Raw genomic sequence first — 18,266 nt, forward strand, 5'->3', positions numbered from 1 at the left:
GAACCCTTGCCATGACCCCAGAACTCACCGTCCTCGCTCTCGCCTTCCTGCTGCAGATCGTGCAATTCGCCCTCTACGCGGTGCCCGCCAACCGCGAGCTTGGCATGGGCTACACCAGCTCGGCCCGCGACCGTGATCCCTCCCGCCCGATGTCCGAGCGTACCGCCCGCCTCGGCCGCGCCTTCGACAACCATTTCGAGGCGTTGATCCTCTTCACCATTGCCGTGGTCGTCGTGACGGCCTCCGGCCAATCCACGGCCTTCACCGCCGCCTGTGCGTGGATCTACCTCGCGGCAAGGGCGCTCTATGTCCCGGCCTATGCGCTGGGCTGGCGTCCGGGCCGCAGCCTGATCTGGTTCGTCGGCCTGCTCTCCATGGTCGCCATGGTGCTCGCGGCGCTTTTCGGGCTCTGATCCCGCGGCGCCGCCGCATTTGTGATCACACCCGCTATCGCGCTGCCGTCAAATGCGAAAATTCGTCGGAGAATCCGCTGAATACTGCGGGGGCGGCGGTTGTGTGACTGCCCGGGCGGGCATATCCTTTGGGGGTATTTCAGATCCGATGGAGATCCCATGTCCAGCTATGACGTTATCGTAATCGGCTCCGGCCCCGGCGGCTATGTTTGCGCCATCCGATGTGCGCAACTGGGCCTGAAAACGGCCTGCGTGGAGGGCCGCGAAACCCTCGGCGGGACATGCCTGAACATCGGCTGCATTCCCTCCAAGGCGCTGCTCCATGCCTCGCACATGCTGCACGAGGCCGAGCATAATTTCGCCAAGATGGGCCTCAAGGGCAAATCCCCCTCCGTCGATTGGCCGCAGATGCAGGCCTACAAGGAAGACGTGATCAGCCAGAACACCAAGGGCATCGAATTCCTGTTCAAGAAGAACAAGATCGATTGGCTCAAAGGCTGGGGCTCCATCCCCGAGGCAGGCAAGGTCAAGGTCGGTGACGAGGTTCACGAGGCCAAGAAGATCATCATCGCCACCGGCTCCGAGCCCTCGGCGCTGCCGGGGATCGAGCTTGATCAGAAGATCGTCGTCGACAGCGAAGGCGCGCTGAGCTTGCCGAAGGTGCCGAAGAAGATGGTCGTGATCGGCGCGGGCGTGATCGGGCTGGAGCTTGGCTCCGTCTACAGCCGTCTGGGGGCCGAGGTGCAGGTGATCGAATACCTCGACCACGTCACCCCCGGCATGGACGCCGAGATCTCTAAGGTGTTCCAGCGGACCCTGAAGAAACAGGGCATCAGCTTCACCCTTGGCGCCGCCGTGCAATCGGTCTCGACCACGAAGACCAAGGCGAAGGTGACCTACAAGCTGCGCAAGAACGACGCCGAGGAAACGGTCGACGCCGATGTCGTCCTCGTCGCGACCGGGCGCAAACCCTATACCGACGGCCTCGGGCTGGAGGCGCTTGGCGTCAAGATGTCCGAGCGGGGTCAGATCGAGATCGACGACCAGTATCGCACCAGCGTGAAGAACGTCTTCGCCATCGGCGACGCGGTCGCGGGCCCGATGCTCGCGCACAAGGCCGAGGATGAGGGCATCGCCGCCGCCGAGGCGGCTGCCGGCAAGCATGGCCACGTGAATTACAACGTGATCCCCGGCGTGATCTACACCCACCCTGAGGTCTCCTCCGTCGGGGCCACCGAGGAGCAGCTGAAAGAGAATGGCCACGCCTACAAGGTCGGCAAGTTCTCCTTCATGGGCAACGGCCGCGCCAAGGCGAACTTTGCGGGGGAGGGCTTCGTGAAGCTTCTCGCCGATGCCGAAACGGACCGTATCCTCGGCGCCCATATCATCGGACCGATGGCGGGCGACCTGATCCACGAGGTCTGTGTCGCGATGGAGTTCGGCGCCTCGGCGCAGGACCTCGCGATGACCTGTCACGCTCACCCGACCTATTCCGAGGCGGTGCGCGAGGCGGCGCTGGCCTGCGGTGACGGGGCGATCCACGCCTGAACCACCGGAAAAGCGGCGCAGATGTGCCGCATTCGTGTCAAATTGTCGGGGCATTCAGAGCATGATCGATCATGTGTCTGGGTGCCCCGATGGCTGTCTATTATCTCTACGTCTACGCGCCGTCCGATTTCCTCGGCGGCTTGCCCGATGAAGTAAACGCGGCGGCGGAAGGAAGCGCGCCCTTTGCCCTGGTGCTTCTGCCCGGCGCGACACCGACCCTGATCGCGGTAGAGGATGACGACGCGGTGTTCGACGAGGTCGACGGCACCCAGGCCCTCGCCGATTCCGTCTCCATCGGCGGCACGTCCCATCCCGCGGGCACCACAATCAACACCGCCTATGACCTGATCAACAGCGGCACCGGGCATCGCGTCACCAGCTTCCATCTGGGCGGCGACGGCTTCCAGCAGGGGCCGGTGGATGGCATCGTCTCCACCGTCGAGCTGGTGCCGGCCACCCCCTACCAATTCGACACCGAACGGACCTCGCACCAGCAGGCCAACGCCTATGACGATTACGTCGCCTGCTTCGTCGCCGGGACGCGGCTGCGCACCCCGCGCGGCTGGTCGGCGATCGAGGATCTGGCCCCCGGCGATCTCGTCCGCACCCTCGACGCGGGCGACCAGCCCCTGCGCTGGACCGGTGCGCGGATAGTCGCGGGAACCGGCGCCTATGCCCCCGTCCGCATCCCCGCCGGCTGGAACGGGCTAAAACGTGATCTGCTGGTCTCGCCACAACACCGGATGCTGATTTCCGGCGCTGGCTGCGAGCTGGCCATGGGCACCGACAGCGCCCTCGTCTCGGCGCGTCAACTGGTGAAGCTCGGGCTGGCCCGTCCCGCGCCGTGCCCGCGCGTCGCCTATCACCACATCATGTTCGACAGCCATCAGATCGTCATCGCCGAAGGCGCCCCGAGCGAGAGCCTTCTGGCCTCCGATGTCACGCTGTCGGGCTTTGACCGCGACGCCGCCGAGGAAGTGCGCGCCCTGTTCCCGGAGTTGAGCGTCGATCCGATGGTCGCCGCCCGCCCGTTCCTGCGCGGCCACGAGGCGCTTCTGGCCCTGCGCTAGGCCGCCAGCAGCCGCAGCCCCTGGGTGACATCTGCGCGCAGCGCAAGCCGCAGGCCCGGCTCGTCACCCGCGTTCAGCGCCGCGAGGATCAACCGATGGTGCGGCGGCGATTCCGTTCGTCCCAAACGCCCGTAGAGCGCCCGCATTGTCGGGCCCATCTGCAGCCAGACCGTCTCGGCCAGCGCCAGCATCGCCGGTGCTTGCGCGCGCAGGTAGAGCGTGCGGTGAAACTCGAGGTTCAGCTTGATGTAGGCCACCGCATCGCGCCGCGCGATGACCTGCGCGATCTGGCCGTTGATCGCCTCCATCCGCTCGATCAGCGCCGGATGCGCGCGGGGCAGGGCGCGCGACGCCAGCTCCGGCTCCAGCAGCGCCCGGATCGAGGCCAGCTCTTCAATCCGCTCGTTCGACAATTCCGGCGTCGAGACCCGGCCCGAGGTCGACAGGAACAGCGCGCCTTCGCTCACCAACCTCCGCACGGCCTCGCGCGCGGGGGTCATCGAGACGCCGAACTCGCGCCCGACACCGCGCAGCGTCATCGCCTGACCCGGGCTCACCTCGCCATACATGATCCGCGAGCGCAGGGCGCGGTAGACGCGGTCATGGGCCACGGCCGCGCCGGTCTCGGTGGGGCGGGGGTTCATCAGCATTCGGTCACTCCTGCGCCGGCGCATCGAAGCGCCACGCCAGCAAATCCGCGCCATTGGCACGCATCCAGCGGCGGTGTTGGTCGGTCGTCGGGCAAAGCTGCTTGCACAGCCCCCAGAAGCGCGCCGAATGGTTCATCTCCACCAGATGCGCCACCTCGTGGGCCGCCACGTAATCCAGCACCGCCGGGGGCGCCATGATCAGTCGCCACGAAAACATCAGATCGCCGTTGGACGAGCAAGACCCCCACCGCGAACGGGGATCCCGCAGGGTGATTTTGCCATAGCGCTTGCCGATGGCCCCGGCGTGGACCGCCACCGCCGCGCTCAGCCGTTCGCGCGCCATGGCGCTCAGCAGGGCCTTGATCCGCGGCCCCTCGCGCGGGCCTTCGGGCACCTGCACGACACCGTCGACGAATCGCGCCGCCCGTCCGGTACCCGCCACGATTGCGCGCGGCACGCCGCAAATCGGGATCTCCGCCCCGATCCGCGCCGCCAGAATGCCGGGCGATCGTCCCAGATGCTCGCGCACCCAAGGCTCCCTCTCGCGAAGGAACGCCAGCGCCTCGGCCTCCGGCGCCCATGTCGGCAGGCTCAGCGACACGCGCCCGTCCGACCGGCTGACCCGCAGCGAGAATCGCTTCGCCCGCGCGTTTCGGCGCAACAGGACCTCCACCGGCGGGTCTCCGGGCAGGACATGGGTTGAAACGGGGGATCGAACTGCCAAATGTAGTGCTCCAAACTGCAGGACGCCGCGCGCGGCCGGAAAGGCTTTGACAGCCTGACGACACTATGGCAGAGCGCGAGTTCCCGCGATAGCGATGATTGAAGCCCATGAAATTAGGGGGGTGTTATGCCCAAAGAGGAATGGGGCGTTAAGCGCGTCTGTCCCACAACCGGAAAACGCTTTTACGATCTGGGTGCAAGCCCGATCGTCAGCCCTTACACGGGCGAAGTCGTGGTTCTGGAAACCGGCAAGGGCGGTGCCCAGAGCCTGGTAGCCGACAAGGCCGCGACCAAAGCCAAGGATAACGAATCGGAAGAAGAGGATCTGGTCCTCGACGACGACATCGACATCGATGATGAAGATGACGCCGATCTGCCCGACGATGATGTGCTGGATGATGACGACGAGGACACCGTAGCCCTCGACGATATCGCAGACGTGGCCTCGGAAGAAGGCGACGACTGACCCGGCAAGCGCGGTCTGGCCGAGGAATTGACGCCCGAGCGGATTTTTCGCTTGCACGGCTCGAGCCTCGGCCTTACACCGCCCGCCAATGGGGCCTTAGCTCAGCTGGGAGAGCGCCTGCATGGCATGCAGGAGGTCAGCGGTTCGATCCCGCTAGGCTCCACCAAGCGCTTTCATGCAAAGCAGGAAAGCGCGAGTCCGACAGGGTATTTCCTGAAAGGAAATGTCCCGAGAGGACAAGTTCTCCAGCATTTACTGATGTAATGCCGCCGCAGTCCTGCACGCGCGTAGCCCTTGTCCCCCATCGCGGCCGCGCGGATGAGCGCCTCACTCCCGAACAGACCTTGCCGCGCGCCGGATATTGGCACTCCTCTGTCCGCCTAAAGACCGCCTCGCCCCCACAGCCCGCCAATACCATCGACCGTCATTCGATCAGCTCGTAGTGCTTGATCGTCCGCGACTCGACCAATTCCGCCTCGGCAGGGTCGATATGAGGGCTTTCATAGTCCTCACCGACGAAGCTTTTCAGCGCGTGCAGGTCCTGCCAGACCATGACGAAACTGAATTCTCTGGGGCTTTCCGCCCGGGCCGCCCCCGGCAGAACCTGAACGATCCCTTTCGTGCGCCGCATCAGGGGAATCGCCGTGTTGTGAAAGAAATCAGCAAATTCCTTTTCCTTGCCGGGCCGCGTGACGACCTGAAATATCCGCATGATCATGCTCCCCATCTCCTTTTGGTTGGGCCTCGTCCGCATGATCGCCTCAACAGGCCCATTTGAACCCGGAATTCGTTAATTTTTCGTATGCGCGCGTGCTTGAATGCAAGGGCCCGCGGGACGACAGGTCACGGCACCTTACCTGACGTAGAACATGACCGAACACGCGCCGTTGCGCACGACCTCCAGCGAGTTGCCGCCCGTGGGCTCCGCAGGGGATGTGTCGGCGACATAGAGCAAATGCGCCAAATCTCCGTTGTCGAGCACGTGGAAGCCGACGTAATTGGCGGGATCCGGTCCGCAAACGCGAAATTCCTCAACCTCCGGCGAGATGATACGGAAGATGCTGCCACCCGCCCGCACGGCCTCGATCTGGACTTGTGGCCCGGTTGCGTAGCTCAACTGGTCCGCGGTTATGGTCATTGCGCCAAACATTTCGACCGGGCGGCTGAAGGGCTGCCAGACGCCGTTGAAATGCCCCTCTGCCATTGCAGCGCCGGGAAGGGTAATGGAGACGGCCAAAATAGTCGTGCGCAGGGTGGTTCTCGGTAAAGTGCCCATGGAAAAACGCTCCCAAATCAGAAGTTTGAAAAGCAATGAAGAGTTCCATTGTATCAAAAAAGCCGCTCCAACGCACCCTGGAGGTGAACAGGGCTAAAAGCATTCTTAACCAACACCTTAACCGGCTGTTCACGCGTGCTCACCCGAACGCGGAGCGCCCGATCCCGCAGGAGACCGGACGCCCGGCCGTTACAGGAGCCCGCTACTGGGCCAGGCTCTCCGCCAGCCGCATCAGCTGCACGGCCTCCGCCCGATAGCCGAACTCATCCGCGCCCCGGTTGGCGTTGGCCAGCGCGATGGCATCGGCGTAATCCCAGTCCCCCAGGAAGTCCGAGCCTCGCAGCAATTGCCCGAACCCGGCGATGGCCGCCGCGAACTGGGCCTCCGTCCCGGGTTCCGAGGCGGCGGCCGGGATCGGAAAGTCCACCAGCTGGCTGTCCTCCTCCCCCGGCTCCTTCCACCGCAAGGAGATGAAGCCCAACTCATCGTCGAAGCCGGGCGCGGCCTCTGTATCGCCCTCGTCGGCGGCGTAGCGAAGCGGGGCCACGAGGATGGCGGGCGAGCCCACCGGCGTGACCTCGTAGATCGCCGTCACCGAATGCCCGGCCCCGATATCGCCCGCATCCACCGCGTCGTTGGCGAAGTCCTCGCGGGCGAGGGCGCGGGTTTCGTAGCCGATCAGGCGGTATTCGGCGATCACCTCGGGGTTGAATTCGACCTGCACCTTCAGGTCGTCAGCAATCGGGAAGAGCGCGCCGGCGAGTTGGTCGACCAGCACCCGCTGCGCCTCGTGCAGCGTGTCGATATAGGCCGCCGTCCCGTTGCCGTTCTGGGCCAGCGCCTGCATCGTGTCGTCCTGCAGATTGCCGCGTCCGAAGCCCAGAACGCTGAGGTAGATGCCCGTCTCGCGCTGTCGGGCGATGTAGTCCTCCAGCGCGTCAGGGTCGTCGAGCCCGACGTTGAAATCCCCGTCGGTGGCCAGCAGCACGCGGCTGACGTCGCCCTCCTCGGACATTTCTGCGGCCAGCCGGTAGGCCTCTTCCAATCCGCCGACGCCATTGGTGGAGCCGCCCGCCTGCAGGGCGGTCAGCGCGGCCGAGATCGTTGCAGTGTCACTGGCCGGGGTCGGGGCGAGGGCCACCCTGGCGCTGCCCGCGTAGGTCACGATGGCGACCTCGTCCTCGGGAGAGAGCCGGTCGAGCATCAGCCGGAAGGACTGGATCAGCAGCGGCAGCTTGGCCGGGTCATTCATCGAGCCGGAGGTGTCGATCAGGAACACGAGGTTCAGGGGCGGGCGGTCCTCCACCACGGGCATCTCGCCCTGAATGCCGATGTGAAGAAGCTGCGTGTCGGGGTTCCAGGGGGTCTCGAAGACCTGCACGGTTGGGCGGAAGGGGCTGATGTCCTCCTCGGTCGGCGCCGGGTAATCATAGGGGAAATAGTTCACCATCTCCTCGATCCGGACCGCGTCGGATGCGGGCAGTTGACCCCGGTTCAGGGTCGAGCGCAGCAGCGCATAGGAGGCGGTGTCGACATCGATCGAGAAGGTCGAGACGGGGTCCTCCGCCACGATCTGCAGGGGATTGGCGTCGGCATTGGCAAATTCCTCGGTCAGCGGTGCCGGGGCCAGAACCGTGTCGACCGCGCTCGGGGCGAGGCGCCCTTGGGGCTGCGTGTTGCCATAACCCTGCTGCGCGGGTGTGGCGGCGGTCAGGCCGGTGAGGCCGCCACTTGGCGCCGGGGCGGCGACGCGCGGTTCACGGGCGGGCGCGGCAGAATCGGACTCCGGCATTTCCGCCGCGATCATCGGCGGCGGGGCGGTGGGCTCTGCGGCGAGTTCACCATAGGCGGCACCATCGACGGCGGCTGTGACGCTTTCGGGGGCGCTGGCCTCGCGCACACGGGTCTCGGACGGTCCCTCCACGACCGGGGTCGTCGGGCCGTCCATGGCAATCGGCCCTTGCAGGAGTTGCTGGCCCTGCGGGCTGAGGAAAAGAACGCCCACGGCGACGAGGGCGGTGGTGGCGGTCAAAGCGCCGGTGGTCTTGGAAATCAACATGTCAAACGCTCCTCTGAAAATGCCCCGGCTCTCCGGGGTCTCAGAGCTTTGACGCGCGGCGTCCTGCGATCCTTGGGCGCGGTCGAAAATTTCCATCGAGCGGGCCATCACGTCGGCCTTGCGCGCGGCATCGGGCGTGGGCGTGGCCTGCGCCATCGCCTTTTTCAGATCGTCCAGATCGTCGAACTTATCGGAGGTCATGCGTCCTCCTCCTCTTCTGCCTTGAGTGCGCGGAGCTTCTTTTTCGCCTCGGCCACGCGCCATGAAATCGTCCCTTCCGACACGCCGAGAATCTCGGCCGCCTCGGCGTGGGTCACATCGTCGAGCACCAGCGCCAGCGTTTCCCGCAGCGCGGGCGACAGCGCCGCCATCGCGCGGTAGAGCCAAGCGGTGGCTTCCTCCGCCTCCTGCGCGGTTTGCACCCGGTCCACCTCCCAATCGGCCCAACCGTCGGTGGCGCGGGCGTAGCTTGCCTGACGGCGCCGCCGGTCCGTGGCCGCGTTAACCGCGACGCGGTAGAGCCATGTGGTGACCTTCGCCTGCGCCCGGTAGCCCGACAGTTTGCCGGGCAGGGCGAGGCAGATATCCTGGGTCAGATCCTCGGCTTCGGCGTGGCTTCCCGTCAGCCGGAAGCAGAGGCCGAAAAGACGGTCGTAGACGCGACTCAGCAAGAGCCGGTAGGCGGCGCGATCGCCGCCTGCGGCCGCAAGGGCCAGGTCTTCATCACTCACATCCATGCGCATGTCATAACCTAAGACGCATCGACCCATGCAATCCTTGGGAGCGGTCACGAAATATTTCCAACTTGCGCATCACTGTGGGTAAAATTGAGACCAGTATTCTCAAAATGCCCTTGACCTTGGGTCGGCCAGAGGGCCAAAGCGGAGGTCTGACGCGTTAATGCCATTCGCCGCAGGTGTCGCTCTGGCGTTCGGAGCCGCAGGCGAGTACGACGCTTCCATGGGTGAAAAGAGAAGGCGCTGACACAATGCAGATCTACCTACCTATTGCCGAAGTGAGCGTAAACGCGTTCCTTCTGCTGGGGTTGGGCGGGCTCGTCGGCATTCTGTCAGGCATGTTCGGGGTCGGCGGTGGCTTCCTGATGACGCCGCTTTTGTTCTTCATCGGCATTCCACCCGCCGTGGCCGTGGCGACCGAAGCGAACCAGATCGTCGCCTCGTCCTTCTCGGGCGTCTTGGCGCATTTCAAACGGAAAACGGTCGATCTCAAGATGGGCGGAGTGCTGCTTGTCGGCGGTCTGATTGGCGCGGCCATCGGCGTTCAGGTCTTCGCCGCGCTCACTGCGATCGGTCAGGTCGATCTGTTGGTGAAGCTCTGTTACGTTGTTTTCCTGGGTATCATCGGCGGCTTGATGTTCTTCGAGAGCCTCAACGCGATCCGCAAGACCCGCTCGGCCGGGGGCGTCGTGCCGCCTAAACGGCGCCAGCGCGGCTGGATCCATGCGCTGCCCTTCAAGATGCGGTTCCGGACCTCGGGGCTTTATGTCTCGGTGATCCCGCCGGTGGTCGTCGGCCTCTTCGTCGGTATCCTGTCGGCGATCATGGGTGTGGGCGGCGGCTTCATCATGGTGCCGGCAATGATCTACCTTCTCGGCATGCCGACGAAGGTGGTGGTGGGCACCTCGCTGTTCCAGATCATCTTCGTAACGGGTTTCGCGACGCTGATGCACGCGACGACGAACTATACCGTCGACATGGTGCTGGCCGTTCTGTTGTTGGTCGGCGGCGTCGTGGGCGCGCAGATTGGCGCGCGGATCGGCACCAAGCTGAAGGCCGAGCAACTGCGCATCCTTCTGGCGATGATGGTGTTGCTGGTCTGCGGCAAGCTGGCGTTCGACCTGTTGGTGATGCCGTCCGAGCTGTATTCCATCGGCACGGGGGCGGGTCATTGAGAGCGCTTGCCGTCCTGATCGCGAGTTTCCTCGTGGCCGCCGCGCCCGCAACCTCGGAAGAGGTCGTGGCGGGCCTGTCGCAAGATGCCATCAACATCACCGCGAATTTCGAGGGCTCCGAGATCCTGATCTTCGGCGCGGTCAGCCGCGTGGCCCCGGCCCCGGAGGGCGACCTCGAGGTGATTATCACGGTCGAGGGCCCCTCGGTGCCCGTCGCCGTGCGCCGCAAGGACCGCCGCTTCGGCATCTGGGTGAACACCGACTCGATCGAGGTGGACGCCGCGCCGTCCTTCTACGCGGTAGCTACGACCTCGCCGTTCCGCGAGGTGATCTCGGCCACTGAAAACCTGCGGCACCGGGTCTCGATCCCACGGGCGATCCGGGCGGTCGGCCTGGGCGTCGAGGATGCGGGGGCCTTCACATCGGCCCTGATCCGCATCCGCGAATCCGAGGATCTCTACCAATTGATCGAAGGCGGCGTGACCCTGCGCGAGGGGACGCTGTTCGACACCGCCATTCAATTACCCGCGAACCTGGTTGAAGGTGACTACCGGACGCGCATAATCTTGACCCGTGGGGGCGAAGTCCTCGACGTTTATCAGCAAGACATTGCGGTGCGGAAAGTCGGTTTGGAACGGTTCATCTACAATCTCGCCCATGAACGGCCCCTGGTTTACGGCATCCTGTCGTTGACCATCGCCATTCTGGCAGGTTGGCTGGCCTCTGCCGTGTTCCGCTACATCCGGGCGTGAGCGCGCAGGCCCACGGCGCCGTGCCCGTGTCGACTGCCGCGCAGCGGGTTGTCCGCCGCTTCTGGAAAGCGATGGCCAGCAATGATTTCCACGCCGCCAGCCTCTGCCTGACCGAAGATTTCCGCCTGCAATGGCCGCAGTCCGACGAGGTGATCGAGGGGCGGGAGAATTTCGCCGCGCTCAACACGGCGTACCCGGCGCAGGGGCCCTGGACCTTCGAGCTGAGACGGATCGTCGGCGAGGGCGCACAGATCGTGACCGAGGTCGGGGTGAGCGACGGCGCGGCGCGGGCCACGGCCCTGACGTTTCACACGGTGCGGGGTGATCTGATCGCGTTCCAGCGCGAGTTCTGGCCCGATCCTTTCGAGGCGCCGCCCTGGCGCGCGGCCTGGGTACGTCGCGCCCGGATCTGACTGGGGTTGCAGGGGGCTCTGCCCCCTTTGGCGTCTTTTCCCAAGGGAAAAGTCACCCACCCCCGCCCGTATTTTTGAAAAGATGAAGGTCGGGTCAGCCGCGTCCGACGAAGGGCATCTTGGTGGCGAGGACCGTCTGGAAGAGTACGTTCGCCGAGGCGGGCATGTTTGCCATGTGCAGGACCGATTGCGCGGCTTCCTTGACGTTCATCATGTCCATCAGGGGTTTGCCATCGGCGCGGCGGCGTTCGTTGAGGGCGTCGACGAGGTCGGTCCGGGCGTTGCCGATATCGATCTGGCCGGCCGCGATGTTGAAGGGGCGGCCGTCGAGGCTGAGAGTTTTGGTCAGGCCGGTGACACCGTGTTTGGTTGTCGTGTAGCAGATTGAGCCTTCGCGCGGGGCATGGGCGGAGAGGGAGCCATTGTTGATGATCCGGCCGCCCTGGGGATCCTGCGCGCGCATCTGTGCGAAGGCGGCGCGGGCGGTGTTGAACATGCCGGTGAGGTTCACCGCGAGGCTCTGGTGCCAATCGCTCACGTCGATTTCGTCGATCGTGCCTTGTGGCGTGAAGATGCCGGCGTTGTTGAACACGGCGTCGAGGCGGCCCCACCGTGTGACGACACGTGCCACGGCGTCTTCCATCTCGGCCAATTGTGTCACGTCGGCGGGAAGCGCCAGAGCGTTCGGGTGGTCGCCGGCAACCTCGGCCAGAAGCGGCGCGCGGCGGGCCACGAGGGCGACGCGCCAGCCGTCGGCCAGAAACGCCTCGGCGGTGGCGCGGCCGATGCCGGAGCTGGCGCCGGTGATCAGGATCGTCCGCATGGGGAGCCTCCTCTAGGGTGTGTCGCCTTCGTCTTCCGCCTCCAGCGCGAGGGGGGCGGGTTTGGAGATAAGGTCGTCGGTGCTGAGCGCCCCTGAGGGGCGCGACAGCATGTAGCGGGTGACCCAGATCAGGCGCTCTTCCGCGCGGGTGATTGCCACGTAGGCCAGCCGTTTCCACAGTGCCTGTCCCGCCTCCATCCGGCCGGCGCGTGAGGCGGCGTAGAGATCGGGGGCGAAGACCTGCACCTCGGGCCATTGCGAGCCCTGGGCCTTGTGCATCGTCACTGCCGCGCCGTGCAGGAAGGCGGCGCCCATCCGGGCGGCATAGGGCAGGAAAGGCTCTTCCTCGCCGGGCTTCTCGATCTTCACGATCGAGGCGGCCGAGAAGCGCGGCGTTTCCGCGCCCATGACGTGCAGGCGGGAGAAGCCCGGCTTGTTGCCCGGCCCGAGGTAGATCACCGGCGCGCCCTTGATCAGGCCGCGCGCTTCCAAGTCGATGCGCTTCTTGCGGTGCTTCAGGGGCAATTCGATGCCGTCGCAGATCAGCGGCTCGCCGGGGAGGATTTCATCATCGGCGGCCCCGAAGGCCGCGCGGAAGGCGGCGATCAGGCGGATGCGGGTGGCGTTGCGCCAGACCAGCACCGGCGAGCGGGCCATCATGTCGGAATTGGCGCGCGGGCTGACGACGACACGATCATCGCGGGCGGCGGCGTCTTCGATCATCTGCTCGAAGGTGTGGAAGTCGAGCTGCGGGTCGCCGAGCGCATGGGCCAGATCGAGGATCGGGTTGTCGGCATCCTGCCGGTGCACGCGGCCCAGATGCAGGAGGTTATCGCCCTTGAACCGGTCGAAGATCATCTCGCCCGATTGCCCGACCGGGGCCAGCTGCGCCGGATCGCCGAAGAGGATCAGGGTCGGGAAGATCTCCTTCAGGTCCTGGAACTGCTTGTCGTCGAGCATCGAGGATTCATCGACCAGACCGATGTCGAGCCCGTCCTCGCGCCGTTTCCAGCCGGTGATGAAATCCGAGCCGCGCAGGCCTGCCGAGGCAAGCGCGGCGGGCACTGATTTGGTCGCCTCGTAGACCTCTTTCGCCCGGTCCATGGCGGCGTCGGTCAGCGCCTCGATCTCGGGGCGCTCGCCTTGACCGGCCAGCCATTCGGCGACCTTTTCGAACTCGGGGTCATACATCGGCGTGTAGAGGATGCGGTGGATCGTGGTGGCCGGCACACCGCGATTGCGCAGGACCGAGGCCGCCTTGTTGGTCGGCGCCAGCACCGCCACCGTGCGCCGCTCCTTGCGCCGCTTGCCCTCCCAATCGCCCGAGACGATCTCGACCCCGGTGCGTTCCAGCGCCTTGACGAGTTCGGCGAGCAAGAGGGTCTTGCCGGAGCCCGCCTTGCCGGTCACGGCGAGCACGCTCGACTGGGTGTCCTTGGCCGGTGTCAGGCTGTCGTTGTCGATGTCGACACCCATCTCGCGCAGCACCTCGGCGATGCGGTCGTGAGCCTGGGCCTGATCGTCGGAGAAGGTGGGGGCGAGCGCGGTCGTTGTCATGGTCGGACCCTACCCGCGCCGCCGGGCGAGGGGTAGGGGCGGTGGGTCATTTGCGGCGATAAGATCGCCTAGTGGATCAGATCGCCAAGCCGGATCGGATCGGGGTCGCCGCGTTCATGGGCAAGCTCGTCGGCGGCCTCGGCGAGGGTCAGGGCGAGCCCGCGGGCAAGGGCGGCATCGGCGCGGCGCTCCGCGTCTCCGTTGAAGGTTTCCGCGATCGCGCGGTCGGCGGCGAGCAGCGCGCGGATCACGGTGATGGCGGCTTCATCCGCCATGGTGCTGTGCACCTTGGTGGCGAGGGCGAGGGCGTCGTTTTCAGGCGCCATGACAGCAGCCAGTACATTTTCGAGGAGGGTTTCGAAGTCTTTACGCATGGGATGATCGCGGTCTGTGCCGTCCGTTTGGGAAGGAGGGGCGACCGGGGTTCTCCCGCAGGGGTGGTCGGTTTCATCGACGTCGGCTCGGGTGAGCACGCGGCAAGTAGTCGGGCGCGGCCGTGGCGGCAATGCCGTCTTTGGAAACAGACAATTTTAGATAGATGGTTAAGGCTTTGCGCGGGCGAGGCGGGGCAGGCGCGTCAGACCGGCCCGGTATCGCTGCCGATCACGAAGGCGCAATCGCCCAGTTTGATCAGCCCCGGCACATGGCGCGCGGCAAGGAGCCCGCCGCGCTGTGCCACAATCGTCTGGGGCGGGTGTTGCAGGTCCTGCGTGGCGCGGATGTGGGCCAGTGGTTGCCCCTTCTCGACCGTATCGCCGAGACCCGCCAAGGGATGGAGGAGGCCCGCACAGGTGGCGAAGTGGAAGCCCTCGGGATCCGAGAGGTCGAGCCCGCGCGAGGGCGCAGGCTCTGACGCCGGCGTGCCGTAGATGCCGTGATGCGCAAGCGTCCGCAGGAGCCCGTCTATGGCAATGGCCGCGGACATGGGCGTGCTGGTGCCCGCGCCGCCGATCTCGGTCGTCACGAAGGTCTTGCCAGCGCGTTCGGCCGCGCCGTCGAACATGCCGGTATCGTCGATCTCGCGTAGGCGTGCGGTGTAGGGCGCGGCAAAGGCGCGTGCGGCGGCGGCACAGCGGCCATCCTGTTCGGTGTCATCAAGGATATGGCTCAGCGCCATGGGCAGGAAATCGAGCGTTTTGCCGCCGGAGTGGAAATCGATCACGAGGTCGGCCAGCGCGATCAGGTGATCATTCACGAAACGCGCCAGCCTCTGGGTCACGGTGCCGGTGGCGCTGCCGGGGAAGGCGCGGTTGAGGTTCACGCCGTCGATCGGAGAGGTGCGGGTCGCGGCCTCGAACGCGGGCATGTTGAGATGCGGAATCAGGATCAGGCGGCCTGTCGTTTCCTGTGGGGAAGCCACGTCGATCAGGTGGCGGATGGCGATTGGCCCCTCGTATTCGTCACCATGGTTGGCGCCGGCGACCAGCGCCGTGGGCCCGGCGCCCCCGTTCACCACGCAGACCGGCACCATGACGTGCCCCCAGGCGCTGTCGTCGGCCGAATGCGGCAGGCGGATGTGGCCGAAGTGTTTGCCGGGAACGTCGAGGGGAACGGTGAGGGTCATGGAGGGCGCTTTGCAGGTTGAGGCGTGTGTGTGCAGGGTAGCCCGCGTTTTCCGGCGCTTACAGGCCCTGCAGAGGTCGTTGGCGCGGTTATTTGATGCAGACCTCGCGCGGCAGGGACGAGAGGCATTCGACGCCGGTCTCGGTGATCAGGATCGGTTCGGTGATCTCGATCCCGCCGGTGTCGAGCCAGAGGGCGGGCATGAAATGGAAGGTCATGCCGGGCTCCAGCACCGTGGTGTCATCGGAGCGGAACGACATCGTCCGCTCGCCCCAGTCGGGCGGGTAGCTGAGGCCGATGGCATAGCCGCAGCGGCTCTCCTTGACGTAGCCACGGGCGTTCAGCGTGGTGTTGAAGGCATTGGCGATATCCGCGCAGGTATTGCCCGGTTTGGCCTGATCGAGCGCCTTGGAACTGGCCTCCAGCACCGCTTCCTCGGCACGTTTGAATTCGTCGGGCATGGTGCCGAGAAACAGCGTGCGCGACTGCGGGCAATGGTAGCGGCGGTAGACGCCCGCGATCTCGAAGAAGGTGGCCTCGCCGGGGCGCATCGGCTGGTCGTCCCAGGTCAGATGCGGCGCGGTGGCGTCCATGCCGGAGGGCGTCAGGGGCACGATGGCGGGGTAGTCGCCCCAGGCCTCATCGGTGCCGAGGACGGAGGCGCGCATGATCTCGGCCACGAGGTGGTGTTTGGGCAGGCCCGGTTCGGCGACCTCGAGGATGCGGCGGTGCATCGCCTCGACGATACCGGCGGCCTTGCGCATCCGGTCGATCTCGGCGGGCGACTTGACGGCGCGCTGCCAGTTCACCAGCCCGGTGGCGTCGACGATCCGCGCTTGCGGCAGGTGGCCCACCAGGGTCGCATGGGCCGCGGCGGAGTAATAGTAATTGTCCATCTCCACCCCGATCCGAGCCGTTTCCGCACCGCGTTCCAGAAGCAGCTCGGCCAGGGTTTCATGCGGATGCCGGTCGGGGTTCTGGACGTAGATGTCGTCATAGCCCACCACGTGATCGTCGGGCATGTAGACCGTGCGCAGGGCGCCGAGCGCATCCATCGCACGGCCCCACCAGAGCGGCATTCCGGAGCGGCCGACAATGACGGCCTGATGCACGTAGAACGACCAGCCGTCGTAGCCCGAGATCCACGCCATGTTCGACGGATCCGTGATGACCAGCCAGTCCAGCGCGCGCTTGTCCATCTCGGCGCGCAGCTTGGCGAGGCGCGCTTCGTAGTCGGCGGTCGGGAAGGCGAGGTTGTTGCTGGACATGAGCGTGCTTTCTGCGGTCGGCGGGGCGGGCAAGCCCCGGATTTTCCGGCGAGATTCGTTGCTCCCGCCGACGCGGTCCCGCCTGTTTGCGACATCCTGCCGGTGCTTGCGTCTTTCGGGGCGGTGTTTCGGACTGGAGGAAGGATGGTTCGTTCGGCCGTGGGGCGATGCGGGGGGCGTAGCGCATTGTTGTGCGTGCGGGAGCCTCCGGCGGGAGTTGTATGGGCCAAGATGAAGGGGGAGCGCTGTGGGGGACCGCGGGGTGGCGCGTGCGGGGATTGTGGAAATTTCGCTGCGGTGTGAGGCTTCGTTGAATACCCCCTTTTCACGGGAGCCTATGTTGATAGCGTGGCGCCAGACACGGAGGACCAGAGATGCTGACGAACGACCAATTGAGCAAGTGGGATCAGGACCACTTCTTTCACCCGTCCACCGCGCTGGGGGCCCATTCGCGGGGCGAGGCGCAGGGGATGATCATCAAGACGGCTGAGGGCTGTCACATCACCGACCGCGACGGCAACCGGATGCTCGACGCCTTTGCCGGGCTTTATTGCGTGAACATCGGCTATGGGCGGCAGGAGGTGGCCGAGGCCATCGCCGAGCAGGCACGCGAGTTGGCCTATTACCATTCCTACGTCGGCAATGGCACAGAGGCCTCGATCACGCTGGCCAAGATGGTCGCGGAACGCGCGCCCGAGGGGCTGAACCGCGTTTTCTTCGGGCAAGGCGGCTCGGACGCGAACGAGACCAACATCAAGCTGGTCTGGTATTACAACAACATCCTTGGGCGGCCGCAGAAGAAGAAGATCATCTCGCGCTGGCGCGGGTATCACGGCTCGGGCCTGATGAGCGGGAGCCTGACCGGCCTGTCGCTGTTCCACAAGAAATTCGACCTGCCGCTGGATACCGTGCGCCACACGACGGCGCCTTATTACTACCAGCGCGAGGATGCGTCGCAATCGGAGGCAGAGTTCTCGGCCCAATGTGCCGCCGATCTGGAGGCGCTGATCGAGAAGGAGGGCGCGGACACCATCGCGGCCTTCATCGCCGAGCCGGTGATTGGCACCGGGGGCATCGTGCCGCCGCCCGAGGGCTACTGGGAGGCGATCCAGAAGGTGCTCAAGAAGCACGACATCCTGCTGATCGCGGATGAGGTGATCACCGGTTTCGGGCGTCTGGGCACCATGTTCGGCTCGCCGAAGTACGACATGGATCCCGACATCATCACCATCGCCAAGGGTCTGACCTCGGCCTATGCGCCGCTCTCGGGCTCCATCGTCCACGACCGCGTGTTCGAGGTTCTGGCTCGGGGCACCGACGAGAACGGTCCGCTCGGCCACGGCTGGACCTACTCGGCCCATCCGATCGGCGCGGCGGCGGGCGTGGCGAACCTGAAGCTGCTCGACAGCCTTGGCCTCGTGCAGAATGCGGGCGAGGTCGGCCCCTACCTGACCGAGCAGATGCGCAAGGCCTTCGAGGGTCACGACCATGTCGGTGACATCCGCGGCGTCGGCATGATGACCGCGCTGGAACTGGTCTCGGACCGCGACACCCGTGCGGGGTTCGATCCGGAGAAGAAGCTCGTGCCGCAGATCGCCGCGGCCATGGCCAAGCGCGGGGTGATCGCCCGCGCCATGCCGCAGGCCGATATCGTGGGCTACTCGCCCCCGCTCTGCCTGACCCGCGAGGAGGCCGATACCATCGTCGGCGTCTCGGTCGAGGCTGTGGCCGAGGTTCTGGGCTGAGACAGGCCTCGAGACCAAGATAGGGAGG

General features: G+C 65.7%; 19 protein-coding genes and 1 tRNA gene. 9 read left to right on the forward strand and 11 right to left on the reverse strand.

Features of this window, described 5'->3' with window-relative positions:
• The first annotated feature begins 11 nt into the window (after positions 1-11).
• The 3 genes from KYE46_RS04300 to KYE46_RS04310 all read left to right on the forward strand — a co-directional run bounded on the left by KYE46_RS04300 (position 12) and on the right by KYE46_RS04310 (position 3,031).
• Positions 12-413 (forward strand): MAPEG family protein, encoded by a 402-nt coding sequence (locus tag KYE46_RS04300; protein WP_219003709.1) that lies wholly within the window; start codon positions 12-14, stop codon positions 411-413.
• A 159-nt stretch (positions 414-572) separates the two neighbouring features.
• Positions 573-1,961 (forward strand): dihydrolipoyl dehydrogenase, encoded by a 1,389-nt coding sequence (lpdA, locus tag KYE46_RS04305; protein ID WP_219003710.1) that lies wholly within the window; start codon positions 573-575, stop codon positions 1,959-1,961.
• 89 nt (positions 1,962-2,050) lie between these two features.
• The gene (locus tag KYE46_RS04310) at positions 2,051-3,031 is read left to right on the forward strand and encodes a Hint domain-containing protein (protein ID WP_219003712.1); all 981 of its coding nucleotides are present in this window, start codon (positions 2,051-2,053) and stop codon (positions 3,029-3,031) included.
• On the opposite strand, the gene KYE46_RS04315 is transcribed toward KYE46_RS04310, so the two are convergent.
• Complete coding sequence (locus KYE46_RS04315) at positions 3,028-3,681, reverse strand: GntR family transcriptional regulator (protein ID WP_283095209.1); 654 nt, start codon at positions 3,679-3,681, stop codon at positions 3,028-3,030. The two genes, KYE46_RS04310 and KYE46_RS04315, sit on opposite strands and share 4 nt — an antisense overlap.
• Before the next feature lie 4 nt (positions 3,682-3,685).
• Entirely contained in the window at positions 3,686-4,405 is a 720-nt protein-coding gene (locus tag KYE46_RS04320; protein WP_219003714.1) for a M48 family metallopeptidase, read from the reverse strand.
• Positions 4,406-4,531: 126 nt separating this feature from the next.
• Here KYE46_RS04320 and KYE46_RS04325 point away from each other — a divergent pair, with 126 nt between their 5' ends.
• Both KYE46_RS04325 and KYE46_RS04330 read left to right on the forward strand, forming a co-directional pair.
• The gene (locus KYE46_RS04325) at positions 4,532-4,870 is read left to right on the forward strand and encodes a TIGR02300 family protein (RefSeq protein WP_219003716.1); all 339 of its coding nucleotides are present in this window, start codon (positions 4,532-4,534) and stop codon (positions 4,868-4,870) included.
• A 90-nt stretch (positions 4,871-4,960) separates the two neighbouring features.
• Positions 4,961-5,036, forward strand: a tRNA-Ala gene (locus KYE46_RS04330).
• Between the two features lie 258 nt (positions 5,037-5,294).
• On the opposite strand, the gene KYE46_RS04335 is transcribed toward KYE46_RS04330, so the two are convergent.
• From KYE46_RS04335 to KYE46_RS04350, 4 genes are all read right to left on the reverse strand, one after another.
• On the reverse strand, positions 5,295-5,588 hold the full coding sequence (locus KYE46_RS04335; protein ID WP_219003718.1) for a hypothetical protein: 294 nt from the start codon (positions 5,586-5,588) through the stop codon (positions 5,295-5,297).
• 135 nt (positions 5,589-5,723) lie between these two features.
• On the reverse strand, positions 5,724-6,146 hold the full coding sequence (locus KYE46_RS04340; RefSeq protein ID WP_219003720.1) for a hypothetical protein: 423 nt from the start codon (positions 6,144-6,146) through the stop codon (positions 5,724-5,726).
• A gap of 202 nt (positions 6,147-6,348) precedes the next feature.
• Positions 6,349-8,406: a VWA domain-containing protein gene (locus KYE46_RS04345; RefSeq protein ID WP_219003722.1), complete on the reverse strand. Its 2,058-nt coding sequence runs from the start codon at positions 8,404-8,406 to the stop codon at positions 6,349-6,351.
• The gene (locus KYE46_RS04350; protein WP_219005005.1) at positions 8,403-8,948 is read right to left on the reverse strand and encodes an RNA polymerase sigma factor; all 546 of its coding nucleotides are present in this window, start codon (positions 8,946-8,948) and stop codon (positions 8,403-8,405) included. Before KYE46_RS04350 ends, KYE46_RS04345 begins: the two co-directional genes overlap by 4 nt.
• A 245-nt stretch (positions 8,949-9,193) precedes the next feature.
• Between KYE46_RS04350 and KYE46_RS04355 the strand changes: the two genes are divergently transcribed.
• From KYE46_RS04355 to KYE46_RS04365, 3 genes are read left to right on the forward strand one after another with little or no spacing between them, the layout of a single operon-like run.
• Entirely contained in the window at positions 9,194-10,117 is a 924-nt protein-coding gene (locus KYE46_RS04355) for a sulfite exporter TauE/SafE family protein (RefSeq protein WP_219003723.1), read from the forward strand.
• On the forward strand, positions 10,114-10,869 hold the full coding sequence (locus tag KYE46_RS04360; RefSeq protein ID WP_219003724.1) for a TIGR02186 family protein: 756 nt from the start codon (positions 10,114-10,116) through the stop codon (positions 10,867-10,869). Before KYE46_RS04355 ends, KYE46_RS04360 begins: the two co-directional genes overlap by 4 nt.
• Positions 10,866-11,282 (forward strand): nuclear transport factor 2 family protein, encoded by a 417-nt coding sequence (locus KYE46_RS04365; RefSeq protein WP_247716910.1) that lies wholly within the window; start codon positions 10,866-10,868, stop codon positions 11,280-11,282. The genes KYE46_RS04360 and KYE46_RS04365 overlap by 4 nt, the downstream gene beginning before the upstream one ends.
• A gap of 94 nt (positions 11,283-11,376) precedes the next feature.
• Here KYE46_RS04365 and KYE46_RS04370 read toward each other — a convergent pair whose 3' ends face one another.
• From KYE46_RS04370 to KYE46_RS04390, 5 genes are all read right to left on the reverse strand, one after another.
• A complete protein-coding gene (locus tag KYE46_RS04370) occupies positions 11,377-12,105 on the reverse strand; it encodes an SDR family oxidoreductase (RefSeq protein WP_219003725.1) in 729 nt (242 codons plus the stop codon).
• A gap of 12 nt (positions 12,106-12,117) precedes the next feature.
• A complete protein-coding gene (locus KYE46_RS04375) occupies positions 12,118-13,662 on the reverse strand; it encodes an ATP-dependent DNA helicase (RefSeq protein WP_219003726.1) in 1,545 nt (514 codons plus the stop codon).
• A 68-nt stretch (positions 13,663-13,730) separates the two neighbouring features.
• A complete protein-coding gene (locus KYE46_RS04380; protein WP_219003727.1) occupies positions 13,731-14,036 on the reverse strand; it encodes a hypothetical protein in 306 nt (101 codons plus the stop codon).
• A gap of 203 nt (positions 14,037-14,239) precedes the next feature.
• The gene (locus tag KYE46_RS04385; RefSeq protein ID WP_219003728.1) at positions 14,240-15,226 is read right to left on the reverse strand and encodes a succinylglutamate desuccinylase/aspartoacylase domain-containing protein; all 987 of its coding nucleotides are present in this window, start codon (positions 15,224-15,226) and stop codon (positions 14,240-14,242) included.
• Between the two features lie 88 nt (positions 15,227-15,314).
• A complete protein-coding gene (locus KYE46_RS04390; RefSeq protein ID WP_219003729.1) occupies positions 15,315-16,493 on the reverse strand; it encodes a M24 family metallopeptidase in 1,179 nt (392 codons plus the stop codon).
• A 374-nt stretch (positions 16,494-16,867) separates the two neighbouring features.
• On the opposite strand from KYE46_RS04390, the gene KYE46_RS04395 reads away from it, so the two are divergent.
• The gene (locus tag KYE46_RS04395) at positions 16,868-18,238 is read left to right on the forward strand and encodes an aspartate aminotransferase family protein (protein ID WP_219003730.1); all 1,371 of its coding nucleotides are present in this window, start codon (positions 16,868-16,870) and stop codon (positions 18,236-18,238) included.
• Positions 18,239-18,266: the final 28 nt, after the last annotated feature.

The sequence above is a fragment of the Gymnodinialimonas ceratoperidinii genome (assembly GCF_019297855.1).
Classification (GTDB): domain Bacteria; phylum Pseudomonadota; class Alphaproteobacteria; order Rhodobacterales; family Rhodobacteraceae; genus Gymnodinialimonas; species Gymnodinialimonas ceratoperidinii.

Coding starts and splice junctions, on each gene's coding strand:
- KYE46_RS04340 (WP_219003720.1), bottom strand. CDS start 6,146: ATGGGCACTTTACCGAGAACCACCCTGCGCACGACTATTTTGGCCGTC.
- lpdA (WP_219003710.1), top strand. CDS start 573: ATGTCCAGCTATGACGTTATCGTAATCGGCTCCGGCCCCGGCGGCTAT.
- KYE46_RS04375 (WP_219003726.1), bottom strand. CDS start 13,662: ATGACAACGACCGCGCTCGCCCCCACCTTCTCCGACGATCAGGCCCAG.
- KYE46_RS04370 (WP_219003725.1), bottom strand. CDS start 12,105: ATGCGGACGATCCTGATCACCGGCGCCAGCTCCGGCATCGGCCGCGCC.
- KYE46_RS04355 (WP_219003723.1), top strand. CDS start 9,194: ATGCAGATCTACCTACCTATTGCCGAAGTGAGCGTAAACGCGTTCCTT.
- KYE46_RS04345 (WP_219003722.1), bottom strand. CDS start 8,406: ATGACCTCCGATAAGTTCGACGATCTGGACGATCTGAAAAAGGCGATG.
- KYE46_RS04300 (WP_219003709.1), top strand. CDS start 12: ATGACCCCAGAACTCACCGTCCTCGCTCTCGCCTTCCTGCTGCAGATC.
- KYE46_RS04380 (WP_219003727.1), bottom strand. CDS start 14,036: ATGCGTAAAGACTTCGAAACCCTCCTCGAAAATGTACTGGCTGCTGTC.
- KYE46_RS04325 (WP_219003716.1), top strand. CDS start 4,532: ATGCCCAAAGAGGAATGGGGCGTTAAGCGCGTCTGTCCCACAACCGGA.
- KYE46_RS04335 (WP_219003718.1), bottom strand. CDS start 5,588: ATGATCATGCGGATATTTCAGGTCGTCACGCGGCCCGGCAAGGAAAAG.
- KYE46_RS04390 (WP_219003729.1), bottom strand. CDS start 16,493: ATGTCCAGCAACAACCTCGCCTTCCCGACCGCCGACTACGAAGCGCGC.
- KYE46_RS04395 (WP_219003730.1), top strand. CDS start 16,868: ATGCTGACGAACGACCAATTGAGCAAGTGGGATCAGGACCACTTCTTT.
- KYE46_RS04385 (WP_219003728.1), bottom strand. CDS start 15,226: ATGACCCTCACCGTTCCCCTCGACGTTCCCGGCAAACACTTCGGCCAC.
- KYE46_RS04310 (WP_219003712.1), top strand. CDS start 2,051: ATGGCTGTCTATTATCTCTACGTCTACGCGCCGTCCGATTTCCTCGGC.
- KYE46_RS04315 (WP_283095209.1), bottom strand. CDS start 3,681: ATGCTGATGAACCCCCGCCCCACCGAGACCGGCGCGGCCGTGGCCCAT.
- KYE46_RS04350 (WP_219005005.1), bottom strand. CDS start 8,948: ATGCGCATGGATGTGAGTGATGAAGACCTGGCCCTTGCGGCCGCAGGC.